This is a genomic window from Martinezella sp. CNPSo 3957, assembly GCF_057784395.1.
Map to the genome: position 1 here is coordinate 284,972 of NZ_JBXSOU010000008.1, position 17,987 is coordinate 302,958.

The window sequence follows — 17,987 nt, forward strand, 5'->3', positions numbered from 1 at the left end:
CACCGGCACGATTATTTTAGTGACGGGTTAAGATTCAGGCAATGACGCCGATCAATCGACCTGCGTCGTACCCTGATGCTGGCGGCGATAGGACGAGAGAATCGATTCCTGCGTGAGGCCATCGTTACGAACCATGACGGCATCGAAAGCGAGGTCGACATAAACTGTTTTGACCGGCGCATTCTGATAGGCGGCGACAGTCGAACCGATCGATTGACCGTCAATGCTCGCCAGTCGGGGCGTGAAATCCGGTCGCTCACGGGGAATCGGCCCGATTTGCGGCAGAACGATCATGACCGGTTCGGCGCTCTCGGCGGCAGGCAAGGCGCCGCCGTTCCAGGTCATCGGCGGCGGATTGTTGCGCTTGTCGCCATTGTATGCCGGCTTCGGCGCATCGGCGAAGGCCGTTGCCGAATAGGGCGACTGGCGTGGGACGGGTGCGATCGCCGGCGCGGCATCAAAGCTGCGCACCTGGCGGCTGGGGCGCGTCGGCGTAGGGGTATACGAATCCGGCAGCTGATCGGCAGTCATCCGGCCAGCAGAGGCCACCATCACACCGGTTGCGATCTGGCCACCCGGGTTGATGCCGGGCAGACGCGATCCCTTCGGGATGTAGGAAGCCATCAGATAGGGTTCGTCATGACCGTCCATGCGGGCACGGCCGACATATTGCACGCGTACGTCGCCGGTGCCGCTGTGCTGGAGGTCGAGCAGCTGTGCCGTCTTGTTCGAAAGGTCGATGATGCGGCCGGGATGGTACGGGCCGCGATCGTTCACGCGAACGATAATGGAGGAGCCGGTCTCGACATTGGTGACGCGGGCATAGCTCGGCAGCGGGAAAGTCGGATGGGCGGCGGTCAGCGACTGCTGGTCGTAGACTTCGCCGTTGGCGGTCAGGCGGCCGTGAAAAGCCGAGCCGTACCAAGAAGCGACGCCGACCTTGTTATAACCGAAATCTTCCTTGGGGTAATACCACTTGCCCTTCACCTGATAGGGATTGCCGACCATGAAGCGGCCGCCGCCCTTCGGCACCGGGCCGTTATTGACGACGCGAGGGCTCGCCTTCACGCCATATTCCTTCTCGGAGAAATATTCCTTGCCGTGCTGGCGCTTGCTGGGCGCTTTCTGCGTCGTTCCGCAGGCCGTGATGGTTGCGCACATCAGTGAGAGAGCAAACCAACGCATGGCCGTTGTGTATGTCACCGCACGATTTTCGAATGTCATCTGTCCCAAGCCGCTACTCATTACTTTGACGGAGGTCTGCTACCGGTAGTCCCTCGTTCCGGTATTCTGCTACGCTCCAATCACCTAACGGTGCTTTAATCATGATTGCAGTTTGTCCATTTTGCGATGCAAATTGATCGCACCGAACAATTTCCGAAGATCATGGTTAATGCTCAGTAAAGCAATGCCGGCTTCAAGTAGTCTCGATCAAAATTGTTTCGCTCCGGTAGTGGACTGCTTTCTGATCGCCACGCGTCGGTCCGGATTGCAACAGTTGCACTCGGTTTGGGATTGCGCTGGGATTTTGATGGACAGATTTGGAGCAGTTCTTTCAAGTGCTTGTATCAAGTCGCATCAGTAGTTCGTCGTGGTAGATATCGCCTACTCTCAGCGCTTCCTTATCGACGGCCCACGCCTCGAAGCCGAGGGATCCATAGAGGCGAATGGCAGCCACATTGGAGGATGCGACACTGAGCCGTATCGAGCGGCATGTTTGTCTCGCCTCATCGATCGCCGTGATCATCAAGGAACGCGACAGGCCGGTGCCACGTCCTTCCGGACGCACATACATGCCCCAGATCGTGGCGATATGGTGCATTTTCGCGCTCTTCGATCGTGCGACCGCGACGACGCCAAGCGGCGTTCCATCATGTGTAAAGCCGCCAAATACGGCACTGTTTTCAATCCTGTCACCAATCTGCGTCAGCGAATAGTCCAGCTCTTCTTCGTGCGATGCGCCAAATGCTTCCGGGTGACGGGCCAATCCTTCCAGGCGGATCTCCCTGAATATCGAAGCGTCGTCGCGATATAGACGGCGTATGCTGAAGCGCTGCATGCCCATCCTCTTTGTCGAAGCGCCTTAGTGGCGCGAAGAAGATGCGGATTTCGCATCTGCGTCCTCGCGACGTCAACCATCAATGCGACAGCGCCTCGATAATGTGCTTCAGCTTGTCCGGGTTGCGGGTGCAATAGATGGCAACGACCTTTTCCCGCTCGATCTGCAGCGCAGTGGTCTGCACGATGTTGCCGCCCTCTGTCGTCACGAAGCCTGGCAAGCCGTCGATGATCGCATAGCGGATCAGTTGCGAGGGCTGTGCCCGGAAGATTTGTGCCAGCTGCTCATGAAGCCGCATGGTGGCAGGAAGCCCGATATGTGGTCGCTGCGATGTCGGCACCTTGCCGCCGCCGTCGGCATGGACAATGACATCCTCCGAAAGCAGCGCTTGAAGAGAGGCCATGTCACCCGTTCTCGACGCCGTGAAGAAGGCCGTGGCAAGCTTGAGGCCTTCTTCCTTGCCGATGGCGAAGCGCGGCCGGGCCTCGGTGACATGCGCCCGCGCCCGGCTTGCAAGCTTGCGACAGGCGGCCGCTTCGCGACCAATTGCCGAGGAGATCTCATCGAAATTCATGCCGAATACGTCATGCAGGAGAAAGGCGGCCCGCTCCAAAGGCGAAAGACGCTCCAAGGCCAGCATCAGCGGCATGGTTATATCGTCAGCGGCATCGCCGTCCTCCGGATCGAAGATAGGCTCCGGCAGCCAGGAGCCCACATAGGATTCCCGGCGGCGGCGGGCCGATTTCAACTCGTTCAGGCAAAGCCGGCTAACGATAGTCCGCAGGAATGCCCCCGGTTCGCGGACCGAGGTGCGATCGGTTGCCAGCCAGCGCAGCCAGCTATCCTGCACGATATCCTCGGCATCGGCGACCGATCCGAGCATTCTATAGGCAAGCCTGACAAGGCGCGGACGCAGCTCGGAGAAGATCGGGTCGGGCGTAACCTCATTCATTGGCAGCAAACTCGCGCGCGAATGGATTGGCCCCGCGGCCACGGGCAAACTGCAGCGCCGTGAGCGCCACCCGACGGCCGAGATGGCGGGCTGTGGCGAGATCGGATGCGGGCGGCGCGGTCTCCGGCCCTTCGTCCGTATTCGCCTGCGCTGCCGCGCCAAGCCAGAAGCCGAGGCGGTTCATGTCTTCTTCCGTGCCCGTCGAGGAGCAATTGGCCGGCGGCAGATCGAGACCGACCCAATGCATTCCATGCTGGGCTGCGAAAATTACCATCTGCATCAGCGTCGAAAGCTTGTCACCGGATCGTGACCCCGAGGTAGTGAAACCAGCCGCGATCTTGTCCCTCCACAAATAGCCCCTCGCAAGAACGGTCTTCGACGTCGCTTCCTGGAATGCTTTGAATGGCGCGGAGACCGCTCCCATATAGGTCGGCGAGCCAAAGATGATGGCCTGCGCCGCATTGAGATCATCCCAATGGTGCTCCACCCTCTCCACGCTCACAACTATCGCCTCCGCGCCATCAACCTCTTCGACCCCTGCCCTGACGGCCTCGGCCTGCCGGCCGGTATGTCCGTAGCCGCTATGATACACGATTGCGATGCCCCGCCGGATCATTGTCATCTCCTTCGAATTTAGTGTTGCGAAGGACATGACAAGGCACCGGCGCGGATTGTGACGTGCCTGGATTTTACGAGAACGCAAAAATTGGGAAAGCCCTTTGGCGGAAGAGGTGGGATTCGAACCCACGGTACGGTTTCCCGCACGCCGGTTTTCAAGACCGGTTCCTTAAACCACTCGGACACTCTTCCAAGCAACTGAAAAGGCCTGAAAAATCTAAGCAGCGTTGATTTTTCGAAACCGGGTGTGGCTACCGGTTTTCTGCCCAATCACTCGACGGCTGGCTTTTTAGCAGCTTTGGTCGCCGCGTCAACTTGTTCCGCCTAGCTCCCTCGCATTCTCGAGGTCGGCTGGAATGGCAATTGAGGAATGTCGGTCGGTTCAGATGGCGCTGTGGGGAATTCATGTCGTCAGCGCGCTAAAAAATAAGGTGGCCCGGCCGCTGGAAAGGGCCGGCCACCTTCGCCAGGTCAGGGGTCAAATCTGACTGAAGCAAGCAATTAATAAGTCATACTTAGTTTTTGTCAATTGTCAGCACGTCGCACCAAGCACTTGATGTTCGGCGTCCTGTTGATGGCTTCGGCTATCCGGGATAGTTTCCTCCCATGACTTCAGACGATCATTCCCTCTCGCTCGGCACCAAGCCACTCGCCGGCCCTGCCCTCACCGCTTTTTTTAGTCGAGATGCCATCGTGGTCGCGTCGGAGTTAATCGGAATGCGTTTCACGGTTGCGGGGATAGGCGGTCGTATCGTTGAGACGGAAGCCTATAGGCCCGATGACGAGGCGTCCCATGCATATCGCGGGCCGACACCGCGCAATGCGGCCATGTTCGGACCGGCCGGCCATGTCTATGTCTACCGCTCCTACGGCATTCACTGGTGTTTGAATTTCGTTTGCACCAAGGGGAGCGCCGTGCTCATTCGGGCGATCGAGCCGGAAAACGGCATTGAAGACATGATCCGGCGGCGGGGATTGGCCGACATCGTCTCGCTTTGCAACGGGCCGGGAAAGCTTTCGCAGGCGCTTGCTATCGATATAAGCCTCGACGGTCGCTCGCTGGATGCGGCACCATTTTCGTTGTCTCGGGCGGAACCGGTGCCGATCGTCTCAGGCAAGCGCATCGGCATCACGAAGAATATCGATCCGCTCTGGCGCTTCGGTGCTGCTGGCTCGCGCTTCGTCAGCCGCCGTTTCCCGTAAGCCTGGTTAAAAAAGACCGCCGGGGTGGTGCCCGGCGGTCGTCTGGCCACGCAGTGAAACTGGAAAGGCTGCGTGGCAAGCTTTTCCGCTCTCCATCGAATCGCGAAACGCTTGTCCTATGATTTCTCAACGCATTCCGGACGGAAAACCGCTTCGCACTTTCCTGGAAACGCTCTATTCCATCGCGACACTGTGGTCGACCGCCGGTGGTGCCTTCGGCTTGCGCAGGAGCACCAGCAGCGGCATGGCGAAGATCGACATCAGCATCAGCAGCTTGAAGTCGTCGATATAGGCGATGATGGTCGCCTGCGTCGTGATCATGCCGTCGAGCGTCGCCCGGCCGACTGCCGTCATAGGGCTCACGCCCTGCGCGGCCGTGAGGTCGAAATAACGGTTGAATGGCGTGACATAGGCGGCGATGTTGGCATGGTTGACCTGTGTGTTCTCGGTAATCAGCATCGAGACGACCGAAATGCCAACGCTGGAGCCGATGTTGCGCGAGAGATTGTAAAGGCCAGTCCCCTCGCCGCGCATCTGCGCCGGCAGCGTCGCAAAGGCGATAGTGGTCAAGGGCACGAAGAGGAAGCCGAGGCCGGCACCCTGAACGAAGCCGACCGATATCAGCGTCCATTGTGAAACATCCGGCGTCCAGCCCGTCATGTCGTACATGGCCCAGGCCGTCAGCGCGAGGCCGATAAACAATAGCCAGCGTGTGTCGATCTTGCCGATCAGGCGCCCCACAAGGAACATGCAGAACATGGTGCCGAGGCCGCGCGGTCCCATGACGATGCCGGCAGTGACGACCGGATAGCCCATCAATGTCTGTAGATAGGGCGTCATCAGCGCCAGCGATGCCAGATAGGTCACGCCGACGATGAAGATGAACAGGATGCTGACGGCAAAGTTCTGGTCCATGAAAAGCCGCGGATTGACGAAGCTTCGCTCGGCCGTGAACATGTGCACCAGGAAGAGATAGAAGGCGCTGACGCAGACGAGCGCCTCGATGATGATCTCGGTCGAGTAAAACCAGTCGAGCTGCTCGCCGCGGTCGAGGAATAGCTGCAGGCCCGCAATCGCGATCGAGAGCATGCCGAAGCCGAACCAATCGAGCTTGGCGAGTGCATCGAGCTTGGTTTCCGTCACGTAGACGACGATGCCAAAGAAGGCGAGCGCGCCGATCGGTACGTTGATGTAGAACACCCAGCGCCAGCTGATATTGTCGGTCAGCCAGCCGCCGATGACGGGACCCAGCACCGGCCCGACCATGACCGAGACGCCGAACAACGCCATGGCGCGGCCGCGTTCCTCGACACTGTAGATATCGAGCAGAATGCCTTGCGACAGCGGTACGAGCGAGGCGCCGAACAGGCCCTGCAACAGGCGAAAACCAACGATCTGGATCAGCGATTCAGACAGGCCGCACAAAACGGAGGCGACGACGAAGCCGGCGATAGCGACCAGCAAGACCCGCTTGCGGCCGAATTTTGCCGAAAGGAAACCGGAAGGCGGCGTCATGATCGCCGCTGCAACGATATAGGATGTCAGGACCCAGTTGATCTGGTCGGCGCTGGCCGAAACGTCGCCCTGGATATGCGGCAGGGCGACGTTGGCGATGGTGGTGTCCAGCGCCTGCATGATGACAGACAGGATGACGCAGGCGGTGATCGCACCGCGGTTGGCGACTGGCGCCGATGGCGAGGCGGTGGTGGCGTTACTCATGATCCTGACCGCCTGGGCGGCCCAGCAGGTTGGTGATGAAATCAGGTAAGCCGCGGGCGTGGCCAGTGTCGACATCGGCGACGACGCTCATCCCGACGCGCAGCGGCGGCTTGCCCGCCGTATCGTCGATACTGATAATCATCGGCATACGCTGGACAACCTTGACCCAGTTGCCGGTCGTGTTCTGTGCCGGCAGAAGCGAGAAGCTGGAGCCGGATGCCGGCGCAATGCTGGCGACCGTACCCTTCCACGTCACACCCGGATAGGCATCGACAGAGATATCGACCTTCTGGCCGGATCGCACATAGGTCAGCTCGGTTTCCTTCGGGCTGGCATTGATCCACATATGCGTGGTCGAAACCAGCGAAAAACCAGGCTGGGACGAGGTTAGATAAGCGCCGACCTGCAGGGAGGGAACATTGGCGGTCACTCCGTCAAAGGGAGCTCTAACCACGGTATCGTCAAGTTCGCGCTGCGCATTGTCGACTGCGGCCTTGGCCTGCAGATAAAGCGGGTTCTGTTCCGCAGGCAGATCGGCAGCGCCTTCACCGCCCAACTGTGCAAGGGTCGCGGCGGCCGTGGCCTTTGCGACCAATACCTTCTGCTGTGCCGCTTCGAGATTGTGTCTGGCTTGGTCGAGAGCTGCCTTGGAAGCGACCGAATTGGTGATCAGGTTCTGCTGGCGGTCGAGTTCCGTCTGGTAATACGGAATATCGGCCTGCGCCTGTGCGATTTCCGCCAGGGATTGCTTGTAGCTCGCCTGCAGATTCAGGATCTGGTTTCTGGCATTGCCGAGCTGCGCCTTCGCGCCGTCCAGTGCGATCCGGAACGAATCAGGCTTCAGGCGGAAGAGCACCTGCCCTTTCTTCACCACTTCGTTTTCACGCACGTCGACCGATATCACCGTGCCGGAAACGTCGGTGGAAACACCAACCATATCGGCCTGGATATAGGCATTGTCCGTCGACATGATCTGCCCGCCGGTGACGTAGTAATAGCCGCCGACGACGAGCGCGACAGGCAGCAGTGCAAATAGCACCGGTCGCGTCAGCTTGCGGCGCTTGCGAGGCATTTCTGGGGGCGAGACCGGTGCCGCCGCTGCAGCCGCCGCCGGCTGTGGTGAGGGATTGGAGGACGGGGCCTCCGCCACCGGGGCCTCAGTCTGTTCAGCGGAATTTGCATTCGCGGGTACGCGGATTGAGGAAGAAGCTTCAGCCATGTTGTAACTCTTTGTCGACTGCCTTTGAACGGCAGGCGCTAATCAGGTTCGATTTCATAAGGATAAGCAATTCGTAGAGGCGTTCTTGATCCTCCTGCGCGGCTCCCTCGAGCGCTTCCCTGCGTGTCAGGTCGCCCATACCGCGCATCGTGTCCATCAATGGTCGGGCTTCGTCGCGCATGTAGAGCAGCCAGCTTCTTCGATCGTTTGGATGCTGCCGACGCTCCACCAGACCGCGTTCGCTGAGCTTATCGAGGATGCGAACCAAGGTGATCGGCTCGATTTCCAGCATTTCGGCCAGGCCAGCCTGGTGAATGCCTTCGTTGTTTGCGAGGTAGGCGAGCGTCTGCCATTGCGAACGTGTCAGGCCCAGATCTTTTGCGCGCTGCTCGAATCGCTTCCGAAGAAGCCGGGCAACGTCATGGAGAAGAAAGCCGAGAGTAGGTGTCGAACTCATCTATAAGAAGCCTGCTATTCATAAGCAACCTTATAATGATTGCTACGTATAGTAAGCGCGCATGCGATACAAGGGGTTATGTGATCAACAAATGGCGATGGCACAAGATGTCGCAGCCGCCGGTGGCGTTTTGAGCCAGGTATGAACGAAGCGCCAACAAAGGCCTCTAACGTTCAATAAAAAAAGCGCAGCTCACTCGGCTGCGCCTTCTGCAGTTTTGCAAATTGAGAGAGCCAGCCTGGCTAGCGGCGATTCAGCAGGCCGATGAGATAGCCGAGCCCGGCTGCCGCGACGACCATGAAAATCGGCTCCTCGCGAACGCGTTCGCGCAATTGCTCGGTAAGTTCCTGGGCTTCTTCCGTGACGACAGACTTCGCTCCCTGCCCTACGGCTGCCACGCTCTGCGAAAGCTTTGCCAAATCTTCCCGCAATGCTGCAACCTGGGCGGCAAGATCTTCCATTGCCGTTTCCGTCTGCGCCCGCGCCGAAGATGAGAGAGTGGAAGCTGATTTCGTGTCTGCCATCATGTACTCCTCATGTTTTCTCGTTGCTAAAACGCCGTCGCCTATCAAAGGTTCCGGCATAGCTGCGCCTCATCGGGCGATTTCCCCACTGGCTCTTCAATTCCGGTTCGGATTGTTCTAAGGAACTCCGATTGTTTCGCCGCGTGCGAAGACTTGATGATGACGAGGTTTGCTTTCCGATGTTCGACGTGCTGAGAAAAATCGCCCAGACCTGGCTTGCCAAGGGCCTGTTGCTTCTTCTTGCGGCAGCCTTTGGTGTATGGGGTGTCGAGCGGTCCCTCATCACCGGCGGCAGCAGCAATACGGTTGTCACGGTTGGCGATCAGCATATCGATACCAATGAATTCCGTCTCGCCTATCGTCGACAGATGCAGGCGATCAGTCAGCAGTTGCGCATGCAAATCACGCCGGAACAGGCGCGCGCCTTCGGTATCGGGCAGCAGACGGTGTCACAGCTGGTCGCCGGCGCTTCCCTCGATCAACTTGCCGCCGATATGGGGCTCGGTCTTTCGCAGGATCGGCTGGCCAAGCTGATCGGCGACGATCCTGCTTTCAAAGCAACGAATGGCGCTTTCGACCGCCAGAAATTCGACCTGCTGCTGCACAACAGCAACATATCGCCCGATGATTACATCAAGGAGCGCAGCAAGGTCGCGATCCGTGGCCAGATTGTCGAGGCCATATCGAACGGCTTTACCGCACCGACAGTCCTTGTCGATGCCGTCAAGCAATATCACAACGAGACCCGCAGCATCGATTACCTATTGCTGACCAACGCCAATATCGATCCCGTCAAGGCCCCGGCCGACGACGTGCTGCAGAAGTGGTTCGATGGCGTGAAGTCGAAATACCGCGCGCCGGAATATCGCAAGTTCGCTTTTGTGAAGTTGCAGGCCGAAGATATCGCCGACACTGCCAGCGTATCGGATGACGAAGTGCGTGCGCAGTTCGACAAGCGCAAGGATAGCTTCACCACGCCCGCAACCCGCACGATCGAGCAGCTGACCTTCGCCAACAAGGATCTCGCCAATGCCGCAGCCGATGCGCTGAAGACGGGGACCACCTTCGATCAGCTCGTCTCCGACCAGGGCAAGAAGCCTTCCGACGTGCTGCTCGGCACCTTCACCAAGGATCAGGTTCCGGATAAGACCGTTGCCGAAGCAGCCTTCGCCGTTTCCAAGGAAGGCGGCACCACTCCCGTTGTCGAAGGTTCGTTCGGCCCGGTGATCCTGCGCGTGACCAATGTGAAGAACGAAACGGCGAAGAATTTCGACGACGTTAAGGAAGATATTCGCAAGCAGATTGCGCTCAGCAACGCCGCAAACGAGATCACCAGCGTTCACGACAAGTTCGAAGACCTGCGCGGCTCCGGCGCATCGCTGCAGGATGCGGCATCGCAGCTTAAGCTTAAACTCGTCACCGTTGATTCGATCGATCAGAATGGCCTTGATCAGAATGGCAAAGAGATCAAGGACCTTCCGGCCCGCCAGCAGCTGCTTTCGGAAGTCTTCAAGGCCGATCAGGGCGGCAACCCCGCTCCTCTGACGGTCGGCAATGATGGCTATATCTGGTACGATGTGACGAACATCACGCCCGATCACGATCGTCCGCTTGCGGAAGTGCGCGAAAAAGCCGTTGCCGACTGGACTGCCGAACAGCAGAAGATTGCGCTCGCTGCCAAGGCAGTCGAGCTGAAGCAGGAAGCGCAGAAGGGCAAGTCGCTTGCCGATATCGCCGCGCCGCTTGGTATCGCTGTTGAAAGCAAGAGCGGCATCACCCGCTCGACGGACGATCCGGTTTTGGGTCGCGGCGGTATCGCTGCAGCTTTCTCCGGTCCAGTCGATACGGCCGGAAGCGCCGTCGGCGCCGATGACACCACGCAGATCCTGCTCAAGGTCACCGATGTCAACGACAATCCGACGACCGATGCGCTGAGCAACGACGATCAGCAGGTTGCCCAGATCGCCAACGCCGCCGGCGACGACATTCTCGATCAGATGGTCAGCCAGCTGCAGGGCAAATATACCGTCACGGTCAACCAGAGCCTCGCCGAACAGGCGATGTCCCGCTAGACTCGGTCGGGAGGATGGATAGTCGATGAGCGAATTGAAGCCTTTTCTCGCCAAGGTCGCCAATCGCGAGGCATTGACGCGGGATGAAGCCCGGCAGGCATTCGAAATCCTGATGTCGGGTGAGGCCACGCCGTCTCAGATCGGCGCATTCCTGATGGCTCTGCGCGTGCGCGGCGAAACCGTCGACGAAATCGTCGGCGCCGTGACCACGATGCGTGCCAAGATGCTGCCGGTGAAAGCCCCGACCGATGCCATCGATATCGTCGGAACAGGCGGCGACGGTGTCGGAACCTATAATATCTCGACGCTGGCCGCATTCATCGTCGCCGGCGCAGGCGTACCCGTGGCCAAGCATGGCAACCGCGCCCAGAGCTCCAAGGCCGGCACCGCCGATACGCAATCCGTGTTGGGCATCAAGCTCGATATCGGGCCGGAGACGATCGCCCGCTGCATTCGGGAAGCCGGCATCGGCTTCATGTTCGCGCAGCTGCATCATTCCTCCATGCGCCATGTCGGTCCCTCGCGCGTCGAACTCGGCACGCGGACGATCTTCAATCTGCTTGGGCCTTTGTCCAACCCTGCTGGCGCCCGTCGCCAGCTGCTGGGCGTCTTCGCGCCGCAATGGGTGCTGCCGTTGGCCGAGGTGCTGAAGGATCTCAATGCGGAAAGCGTCTGGGTCGTGCACGGCGACGGTCTGGACGAAATCACCACGACCGGCAAGACCTCCGTCGCAGCACTTGAGAATGGCAAGATCCGCACTTTTGAGCTGACACCGGCCGACTTCGGCCTGCAGCATGCCGACCTTGCCGATCTCAAGGGTGGCGACGGCGTTGCCAATGCTGCGGCCCTTCGTGCCGTGCTCGCCGGCGAAAAGAACGCTTATCGCGACATCGCCCTTGCCAATGCGGCGGCCTCGCTGGTCATTGCCGGCAAGGCGGAAACGCTTCATGATGGCATGAAGCTCGCGGCCCATTCGCTCGATAGCGGCGCCACCGCCGTTGCGTTGGAAAAGCTTATCGCCGTTTCCAACGAGGAAGAACAGGACTAGGACGTCATGACCGATATCCTTCAAAAGATCGAGGCCTACAAGCGCGAGGAAATCGCCGCTGCCAAGGCCAGGCTTTCCCTTGGCGACCTCAAGGCGATGCAGGCCGGACAGTCCGCGCCGCGTGGTTTCCATAAGGCGCTGCTCGCCAAAAAGGATGCCGGCGCTTTCGGCCTGATTGCCGAGATCAAGAAGGCAAGCCCATCCAAGGGCCTGATCCGCCCCGATTTCGACCCGCCTGCCCTCGCCAAGGCCTATGAAGCAGGCGGTGCCGCCTGCCTTTCGGTGTTGACCGATACGCCCAGCTTCCAGGGCGCTCCGGAATTCCTGACGGCTGCCCGCGCGGCCTGCTCGCTGCCGGCACTGCGCAAGGACTTCATGTTCGACACCTATCAGGTACAGGAAGCTCGTGCCTGGGGTGCCGATTGCATCCTCCTCATCATGGCCTCGCTTTCGGATGATGATGCCGAGCGTCTTCAGGACGAGGCATTCAGCCTCGGCATGGACGTGCTGGTCGAGGTGCACGACGCCGAAGAGATGGAGCGTGCGCTAAAACTCTCCTCCCCGCTGATCGGCATCAACAACCGCAATCTGCGCACTTTCGAAGTCAGCTTGACGGTCAGCGAGAACCTGGCACCCATGGTGCCAGAGGATCGGCTGCTGGTCGGCGAAAGCGGAGTCTTCACGCATGCCGATTGCAAGCGCCTCGAGGCCGTGGGTATCAGCACCTTCCTCGTCGGGGAGAGCCTGATGCGCAAGGATGATGTGACGGCGGCAACCAAACTGCTGCTGAACGGCGAAACCGGCATTCTGGCGGCTGAGTGAAATGAGCACCGAGAAGGCTGGTCTTACGCATATCGACGCTTCGGGCGAAGCGCATATGGTCGATGTCGGCGACAAGGCCGAGACGGCACGCAGCGCCACCGCGACCGGCTACGTCAGGATGAAGCCGGAGACCCTGATGCTGATCCGCGAGGGCAACGCCAAGAAGGGTGATGTCATCGGCACGGCGCGGCTTGCCGGCATCATGGCAGCGAAGCAGACCAGCAATCTCATTCCGCTCTGCCATCCCCTCATGTTGACGAAGGTTGCCGTTGACATCGTAGAGGATGCCGCCCTGCCCGGCCTGCGTGTCACCGCGACGGCAAAACTGACCGGCCGCACCGGCGTCGAGATGGAAGCATTGACGGCGGTTTCCGTCGCCTGCCTGACGATCTACGACATGGCCAAGGCCGCCGATCGCAGCATGGAAATCGGCGGTATCACTCTATTGGAGAAATCCGGCGGCAAATCGGGGGATTTCCGCCATCCGGGGGCCTGACATATGAGCCTATTGCCCGTTGCCGAAGCGCAGGCGCGCCTATTGGACAGTGCAGCGCCGATCCATCGTGTTGAAAGCGTTCCGCTCGATATGGCCGAAGGCCGGGTTCTGGCCAAAGATCTGACGGCCTGCCTGACACAGCCGCCTTTCGACGCTTCGGCGATGGATGGTTACGCGCTGCGCTTCGATGATGCGGCAATGCCGGGTTCGGAGCTGCAGGTCATCGGTGCCTCTGCCGCTGGCCACGCCTTCGATGGTAGCGTCGGCAAAGGCGAAGCGGTTCGCATTTTCACCGGTGCTCCCGTTCCCACGGGCGCCGATTCGGTTCTCCTGCAGGAAGACGCCATACGGCTAGACGGCGATCGTATCAAAACCAGCTACCCCTTGCGCAAGGGGCAGCACATACGCCCGCGCGGACAGGATTTCCTGGAAGGCGAAGCCGTGCTTCCCGCCGGTACCGTGATGGACTTTTCGCGCCTTACGGTCGCCGCGGCCATGAATCATCCGGCATTGGATGTCTATCGCCGGCCGCTTGTGGCGATTCTCGCGACCGGCGACGAACTCGTCGCGCCGGGCAATGAACCAGGGCCATCGCAAATCATTGCCTCGAACACCTTTGGCATTGCCGCACTCGCGCGCAATGCCGGCGCGCATGTGCTCGATCTCGGCATTGTCGCCGACGACAGCGACGAGATCACCGCTGCTATCGGTCGGGCGCAGGTGGCCAAAGCCGACATCATCGTCACGCTCGGCGGCGCCTCTGTCGGTGATCACGATCTGGTGCAGGCAACGATGATATCAGCCGGCATGAAGTTGGATTTCTGGCGCATCGCCATGCGCCCTGGCAAGCCACTGATGGTCGGCAGCCTTGGCGACATGCATGTCCTCGGCCTTCCCGGCAATCCCGTTTCCAGCCTTGTCTGTGGCCTGCTCTTTCTCGAGCCGTTGATAAGAAAGCTCGCATCCCTGCCCGTGATAAAGCGTGAAGGCATTGCGCGCGCCGCCGTGCCCTTTGCCGCCAACGATCAGCGACAGGATTATGTGCGCGCAACACTGACGAAAGCTGCCGACGGCGGCTGGCTCGCCGAGCCCTTTTCGAAGCAGGATTCGTCGATGATGAAAGTCTTTTCGCGCGCCGACTGCCTGGTCGTCCGCCCGCCCCATGCGCCGCAGCTTGATATAGGCTCGCCCACTCCAATCATGGTTCTGCGACCCGATCTGCTGGGCTGAAGTTACCCGAGGGAAGTGCTTGGCGCCGCTTTCCTGCTGGAAGCATTAAGATAACAAAAGCGGACAAGAAAAAGCCGGGAGGTTCGACCCACCCGGCTCGCAATCATCAGATCGATAGGCCAATCAATTACTTGACCGGCTTCTCATGGTGGCCGCCGAAGCCGGCGCGCATGGCGGAGAGAACCTTGTTGGCGTAATCGTCATTGCCACGCGAAGCAAAACGGCCGTAAAGCGCAGCGCTCAGCACCGGCGTCGGAACGCCTTCGTCGATCGCAGCCGAGATCGTCCAGCGCCCTTCGCCCGAGTCGGAAACGCGGCCGGCATATTGCGAAAGGGCTGCGTCGCCATGCAGCGCGTCGGCCGTGAGGTCGAGCAGCCAGGAGGTGATCACGCTGCCGCGACGCCAGACTTCGGAAATTTCAGCAATGTCGAGATCATACTGATAGTATTGCGGATGCGAGAGCGGCGCGGTTTCAGCGTCCTTCTCGGCGTCCTGCTTGCCGATATTGGCATGGCGCAGCACGTTCAGGCCTTCGGCATAGGCGGCCATTAGGCCATATTCGATGCCGTTATGGACCATCTTGACGAAGTGGCCGGCGCCGGATGGGCCGCAATGCAGATAGCCCTGCTCTGCCGTGCTCTTCTTGGCAGCCTCTTCCGAGCGCATGGCCGACGGAGCGACGTCACCGACGCCAGGGGCCAACGTTGCGAAGATCGGCGACAGATGCTGGACTGTATCCTTCTCGCCGCCGATCATCAGGCAATAGCCGCGCTCAAGGCCGAAAACACCGCCGCTGGTGCCGACGTCGACATAGTGGATGCCCTTCGGCTTCAGCTCTTCGGCACGGCGGATATCGTCGTGATAATAGGAATTGCCGCCATCGATGACGATGTCGCCCTCTTCCAGCAACGGGACGATCGCCGCCAGTTCCTGATCGACGATTGCCGCCGGCAACATCAGCCAGACGACGCGAGGCTTTACAAGTTTCGATACGAAATCCGCAAGAGACTTGCTGCCGGTGGCGCCGAGCTGTTCAAGCCCGGCGATGCTTTCCGGGCGCGCATCGAAAACAACGGCGCTGTGACCGCCTCGCATTAGGCGCTGCACCATGTTGTTGCCCATACGGCCAAGGCCAATCATTCCGATTTGCATGTTTCAGTCTCCTAGGACGGTTTCAATCGTTTGAATACTGCATAGAGATATTTCGCAATATTTTCCAATGAACAAATGACGGGAGAGCTATGCAGGAGCCATGGAGCGGAGAAAAATGCGTATGCTCACGCATCCGTGATCTCGCATGCCGAAGCCCCCCGCTTTTCTCCATGATCGCGCTTTGCCGGCTTGGAGGAAAGCTGTATTTTGCTTCCCGTTCGCATTGATAGATTTAGCATCGATCTCGAATTCCTTGCACAATTCTCTTTAAGATGGGCCTCACATAGGCGAAAAAGGGGGCATATGACTGCGTCTTTGAAACTGCCGCTGGTTCCAGCTTCGTTTTTCGGCATGGTTCTTGGCCTTTCTGGTCTCGCCAATGTGTGGCGCGTGGGTGCACGCATCTGGCGCCTGCCGGCTCTTATCGGTGAAGTGCTGACCTTTATTGCGCTAGCCGTCTGGCTGGTGCTGATCGTACTCTACGCTTTGAAATGGATGGTTGCGCGCGAGGAGGCCTTCAAGGAAGTGGCGCACCCTGTCCAGTGCTGCTTCATCGGCCTCGTCGGCGTCGCAACCATGCTGGTGGCCGGTGGCCTGCTGCCCTATTCGCGCATCGGTGCCGAAACCATATTCCTGATCGGCGCAGTCTACACACTGGCATTCTCCGTTTGGCGCACGGGTGGGCTCTGGCAGGGCGAACGCGATATTGCGACGACCACTGCCGTGCTCTACCTGCCAAGCGTCGCCGGCAGCTTCGTGACCGCCATCGTCGGCGCCGCACTCGGCTTTCCGCAATGGGCGCAGCTTTTCTTCGGCGCCGGCTTCTTCGCCTGGCTTGCCATCGAATCCGCGCTGCTGCATCGTCTGCTGACCGGACCGGCGTTGGCCGCGCCGCTGCGGCCGACCCTTGGAATTCAGCTGGCGCCGCCGGCCGTTGGTGCGCTAGCCTATATCAGCGTCACACAAGGCCCTCCCGATATGCTCGTCCATGCAATGATCGGCTACGGCTTGCTGCAGGCTCTGATCATGTTGCGCCTCCTGCCCTGGATCATGAAAGAAGGCTTTAGCCCCGCCTATTGGGCCTTCACCTTCGGTGCAACGGCACTGGCAACTGCCCCGATGCGCCTTATCGAACGCGGCGATGTCGGCCCTGTCACGCAACTTGCCCCCATTCTCTTCGTCGCCGCCAATATCGTCGTGGGTTTGATCGCGCTGGCGACGATCTGGCTGATTGCCAACCGCAAACTCGTCATCGGCTGGGTCGCGCTTGCCGACCGCGACGCTGGCACCGTTGGCCAGCGGTAGTCGAGCTCAATCTCACTTTTGGAGGGTGCTGTGCTTGATCATGTGACGATCGGGGTTCGCGATCTTGAGCGATCGAAGATCTTTTATGACACGATACTGCGCTCTATCGGCATAGAGCGTCTTTATGCCGAAGGCGAAAGATTTGCGGGTTACGGCATTGGACAGAAGGCTTTCTTCTGGATCGGTCAGCGCGATGCACCGCAAACAAGTGCACATATAGCCTTCACGGTCGAAAGCAGGAAAATCGTTGACGAATTTCACCGGGCGGCACTTGCTGCCCGCGGCATCGACAACGGCCCTCCGGGGCTTCGTCCTCACTATCACGCGAACTACTATGGCGCTTTCGTTCTCGATCCGGATGGCCACAACATCGAAGCGGTTTGTCACTTGCCGGCGACCTGAGTGGCGGGAGCTGCATTTCCTGTGAAGTCACTGTAAGGGTCGCCGACATAGCGCAGTACGACCGACTCGGCGCGAAGGCAATGCGGCTATCGAAACGATAAAAAATGGTCTGATTATGTGCCGTTCAAGAACGCAAGACTTGTTGGTCGTTAGCGATATCCATGGCTTTCCGGAAACTTTTGTCGAACTATTGGATGCCGGAGGCTTTAGGCACCGCGGCTTACAGCTTGCCAGCCTCAGCGGGCGCCCTGACCTGAGTGGAGACAATCTTCACGACCACCTTTTCAATAAAGGTGGTTTGCAACAAGCGCTTCGAGGACTTCTCGAACTTGATGGACGCATGTGCGTCGGCATCGGCTTCAGCGCAGGTGGGACTGCTCTATGGAATGCGGTCAAGGAGGGGCTGGAGCTCAAGGCTTTGATCTGCGTATCATCAACGAGACTGCGCTTGGAAACCTCCCCTTTGAATATACCGACTATGGTACTCTGGGGAGAGGCCGACCCATACCGGCCAACCGAAAGTTGGAACGACACTCTTCCGAGTTATTGGAAAGCCTACGCAGGAAAGCAGCACGATTTTTATCGGATTGACGCCGCTACGCCGAACTCTCCTTTGCGCACGGATATTGGAGCCTTCATCGAAAGCCTCTTTCCATAGCGCGTATCTGTGCTCCTTTGGGACCATATAGCCATCACCGCAGCCAGCGG

At 59.4% G+C, this 17,987-nt stretch carries 18 protein-coding genes and 1 tRNA gene; 9 read left to right on the top strand and 10 right to left on the bottom strand.

Annotated elements, in window-relative coordinates:
- Window positions 1–51: 51 nt before the first annotated feature.
- The 5 genes from AC13QE_RS20225 to AC13QE_RS20245 form a co-directional block, all read right to left on the bottom strand.
- Entirely contained in the window at window positions 52–1,224 is a 1,173-nt protein-coding gene (locus tag AC13QE_RS20225) for a septal ring lytic transglycosylase RlpA family protein (protein ID WP_165915192.1), read from the bottom strand.
- A gap of 331 nt (window positions 1,225–1,555) precedes the next feature.
- Window positions 1,556–2,059: a GNAT family N-acetyltransferase gene (locus AC13QE_RS20230; RefSeq protein WP_488484985.1), complete on the bottom strand. Its 504-nt coding sequence runs from the start codon at window positions 2,057–2,059 to the stop codon at window positions 1,556–1,558.
- A gap of 79 nt (window positions 2,060–2,138) precedes the next feature.
- Window positions 2,139–3,011, bottom strand: a complete 873-nt coding sequence (locus AC13QE_RS20235) for a sigma-70 family RNA polymerase sigma factor (protein WP_488484986.1) — start codon at window positions 3,009–3,011, stop codon at window positions 2,139–2,141.
- Window positions 3,004–3,627 (bottom strand): flavodoxin family protein, encoded by a 624-nt coding sequence (locus tag AC13QE_RS20240; RefSeq protein ID WP_132716598.1) that lies wholly within the window; start codon window positions 3,625–3,627, stop codon window positions 3,004–3,006. The genes AC13QE_RS20235 and AC13QE_RS20240 overlap by 8 nt, the downstream gene beginning before the upstream one ends.
- A gap of 104 nt (window positions 3,628–3,731) precedes the next feature.
- Window positions 3,732–3,821: transfer RNA gene (locus tag AC13QE_RS20245), tRNA-Ser, on the bottom strand.
- A gap of 414 nt (window positions 3,822–4,235) precedes the next feature.
- Between AC13QE_RS20245 and AC13QE_RS20250 the strand changes: the two genes are divergently transcribed.
- Window positions 4,236–4,832: a DNA-3-methyladenine glycosylase gene (locus AC13QE_RS20250; RefSeq protein ID WP_488484987.1), complete on the top strand. Its 597-nt coding sequence runs from the start codon at window positions 4,236–4,238 to the stop codon at window positions 4,830–4,832.
- Between the two features lie 174 nt (window positions 4,833–5,006).
- Here the strand turns inward: AC13QE_RS20250 and AC13QE_RS20255 are convergent, their stop codons facing one another.
- From AC13QE_RS20255 to AC13QE_RS20270, 4 genes are all read right to left on the bottom strand, one after another.
- Window positions 5,007–6,551, bottom strand: a complete 1,545-nt coding sequence (locus AC13QE_RS20255) for a DHA2 family efflux MFS transporter permease subunit (RefSeq protein WP_132716600.1) — start codon at window positions 6,549–6,551, stop codon at window positions 5,007–5,009.
- Window positions 6,544–7,770 (bottom strand): HlyD family secretion protein, encoded by a 1,227-nt coding sequence (locus tag AC13QE_RS20260; protein WP_488484988.1) that lies wholly within the window; start codon window positions 7,768–7,770, stop codon window positions 6,544–6,546. Before AC13QE_RS20260 ends, AC13QE_RS20255 begins: the two co-directional genes overlap by 8 nt.
- Window positions 7,763–8,227 carry a MarR family winged helix-turn-helix transcriptional regulator gene (locus AC13QE_RS20265; RefSeq protein WP_488484989.1) on the bottom strand — a complete coding sequence of 155 codons (465 nt, stop codon included), beginning with the start codon at window positions 8,225–8,227 and terminating at the stop codon, window positions 7,763–7,765. Before AC13QE_RS20265 ends, AC13QE_RS20260 begins: the two co-directional genes overlap by 8 nt.
- 242 nt (window positions 8,228–8,469) lie before the next feature.
- A complete protein-coding gene (locus tag AC13QE_RS20270) occupies window positions 8,470–8,751 on the bottom strand; it encodes a hypothetical protein (RefSeq protein ID WP_132716720.1) in 282 nt (93 codons plus the stop codon).
- A 179-nt stretch (window positions 8,752–8,930) separates the two neighbouring features.
- Here AC13QE_RS20270 and AC13QE_RS20275 point away from each other — a divergent pair, with 179 nt between their 5' ends.
- Genes AC13QE_RS20275 through AC13QE_RS20295 form a run of 5 tightly spaced genes read left to right on the top strand, consistent with a single transcriptional unit; the run spans window position 8,931 to window position 14,419 of the window.
- Window positions 8,931–10,823, top strand: a complete 1,893-nt coding sequence (locus AC13QE_RS20275) for a peptidylprolyl isomerase (protein ID WP_488485014.1) — start codon at window positions 8,931–8,933, stop codon at window positions 10,821–10,823.
- Between the two features lie 25 nt (window positions 10,824–10,848).
- Window positions 10,849–11,871 carry an anthranilate phosphoribosyltransferase gene (trpD, locus tag AC13QE_RS20280; RefSeq protein WP_488484990.1) on the top strand — a complete coding sequence of 341 codons (1,023 nt, stop codon included), beginning with the start codon at window positions 10,849–10,851 and terminating at the stop codon, window positions 11,869–11,871.
- Window positions 11,872–11,877: 6 nt separating this feature from the next.
- Window positions 11,878–12,693: an indole-3-glycerol phosphate synthase TrpC gene (gene trpC, locus AC13QE_RS20285; RefSeq protein WP_488484991.1), complete on the top strand. Its 816-nt coding sequence runs from the start codon at window positions 11,878–11,880 to the stop codon at window positions 12,691–12,693.
- Between the two features lies 1 nt (window position 12,694).
- Window positions 12,695–13,189, top strand: a complete 495-nt coding sequence (gene moaC / locus AC13QE_RS20290; protein WP_015339932.1) for a cyclic pyranopterin monophosphate synthase MoaC — start codon at window positions 12,695–12,697, stop codon at window positions 13,187–13,189.
- Between the two features lie 3 nt (window positions 13,190–13,192).
- Entirely contained in the window at window positions 13,193–14,419 is a 1,227-nt protein-coding gene (locus tag AC13QE_RS20295) for a molybdopterin molybdotransferase MoeA (protein WP_488484992.1), read from the top strand.
- Between the two features lie 127 nt (window positions 14,420–14,546).
- Here AC13QE_RS20295 and gnd read toward each other — a convergent pair whose 3' ends face one another.
- On the bottom strand, window positions 14,547–15,572 hold the full coding sequence (gene gnd / locus AC13QE_RS20300) for a phosphogluconate dehydrogenase (NAD(+)-dependent, decarboxylating) (protein WP_488484993.1): 1,026 nt from the start codon (window positions 15,570–15,572) through the stop codon (window positions 14,547–14,549).
- 303 nt (window positions 15,573–15,875) lie between these two features.
- On the opposite strand from gnd, the gene tehA reads away from it, so the two are divergent.
- From tehA to AC13QE_RS20315, 3 genes are all read left to right on the top strand, one after another.
- Window positions 15,876–16,877: a dicarboxylate transporter/tellurite-resistance protein TehA gene (tehA, locus tag AC13QE_RS20305; protein ID WP_488484994.1), complete on the top strand. Its 1,002-nt coding sequence runs from the start codon at window positions 15,876–15,878 to the stop codon at window positions 16,875–16,877.
- A gap of 30 nt (window positions 16,878–16,907) precedes the next feature.
- The gene (locus AC13QE_RS20310) at window positions 16,908–17,279 is read left to right on the top strand and encodes a VOC family protein (protein WP_488484995.1); all 372 of its coding nucleotides are present in this window, start codon (window positions 16,908–16,910) and stop codon (window positions 17,277–17,279) included.
- 139 nt (window positions 17,280–17,418) lie between these two features.
- Window positions 17,419–17,937, top strand: a complete 519-nt coding sequence (locus AC13QE_RS20315; RefSeq protein WP_488484996.1) for a dienelactone hydrolase family protein — start codon at window positions 17,419–17,421, stop codon at window positions 17,935–17,937.
- Window positions 17,938–17,987: the final 50 nt, after the last annotated feature.

Coding starts and splice junctions, on each gene's coding strand:
- AC13QE_RS20225 (WP_165915192.1), bottom strand. CDS start 1,224: ATGACATTCGAAAATCGTGCGGTGACATACACAACGGCCATGCGTTGG.
- AC13QE_RS20230 (WP_488484985.1), bottom strand. CDS start 2,059: ATGCAGCGCTTCAGCATACGCCGTCTATATCGCGACGACGCTTCGATA.
- AC13QE_RS20235 (WP_488484986.1), bottom strand. CDS start 3,011: ATGAATGAGGTTACGCCCGACCCGATCTTCTCCGAGCTGCGTCCGCGC.
- AC13QE_RS20240 (WP_132716598.1), bottom strand. CDS start 3,627: ATGATCCGGCGGGGCATCGCAATCGTGTATCATAGCGGCTACGGACAT.
- AC13QE_RS20250 (WP_488484987.1), top strand. CDS start 4,236: ATGACTTCAGACGATCATTCCCTCTCGCTCGGCACCAAGCCACTCGCC.
- AC13QE_RS20255 (WP_132716600.1), bottom strand. CDS start 6,551: ATGAGTAACGCCACCACCGCCTCGCCATCGGCGCCAGTCGCCAACCGC.
- AC13QE_RS20260 (WP_488484988.1), bottom strand. CDS start 7,770: ATGGCTGAAGCTTCTTCCTCAATCCGCGTACCCGCGAATGCAAATTCC.
- AC13QE_RS20265 (WP_488484989.1), bottom strand. CDS start 8,227: ATGAGTTCGACACCTACTCTCGGCTTTCTTCTCCATGACGTTGCCCGG.
- AC13QE_RS20270 (WP_132716720.1), bottom strand. CDS start 8,751: ATGGCAGACACGAAATCAGCTTCCACTCTCTCATCTTCGGCGCGGGCG.
- AC13QE_RS20275 (WP_488485014.1), top strand. CDS start 8,931: ATGTTCGACGTGCTGAGAAAAATCGCCCAGACCTGGCTTGCCAAGGGC.
- trpD (WP_488484990.1), top strand. CDS start 10,849: ATGAGCGAATTGAAGCCTTTTCTCGCCAAGGTCGCCAATCGCGAGGCA.
- trpC (WP_488484991.1), top strand. CDS start 11,878: ATGACCGATATCCTTCAAAAGATCGAGGCCTACAAGCGCGAGGAAATC.
- moaC (WP_015339932.1), top strand. CDS start 12,695: ATGAGCACCGAGAAGGCTGGTCTTACGCATATCGACGCTTCGGGCGAA.
- AC13QE_RS20295 (WP_488484992.1), top strand. CDS start 13,193: ATGAGCCTATTGCCCGTTGCCGAAGCGCAGGCGCGCCTATTGGACAGT.
- gnd (WP_488484993.1), bottom strand. CDS start 15,572: ATGCAAATCGGAATGATTGGCCTTGGCCGTATGGGCAACAACATGGTG.
- tehA (WP_488484994.1), top strand. CDS start 15,876: ATGACTGCGTCTTTGAAACTGCCGCTGGTTCCAGCTTCGTTTTTCGGC.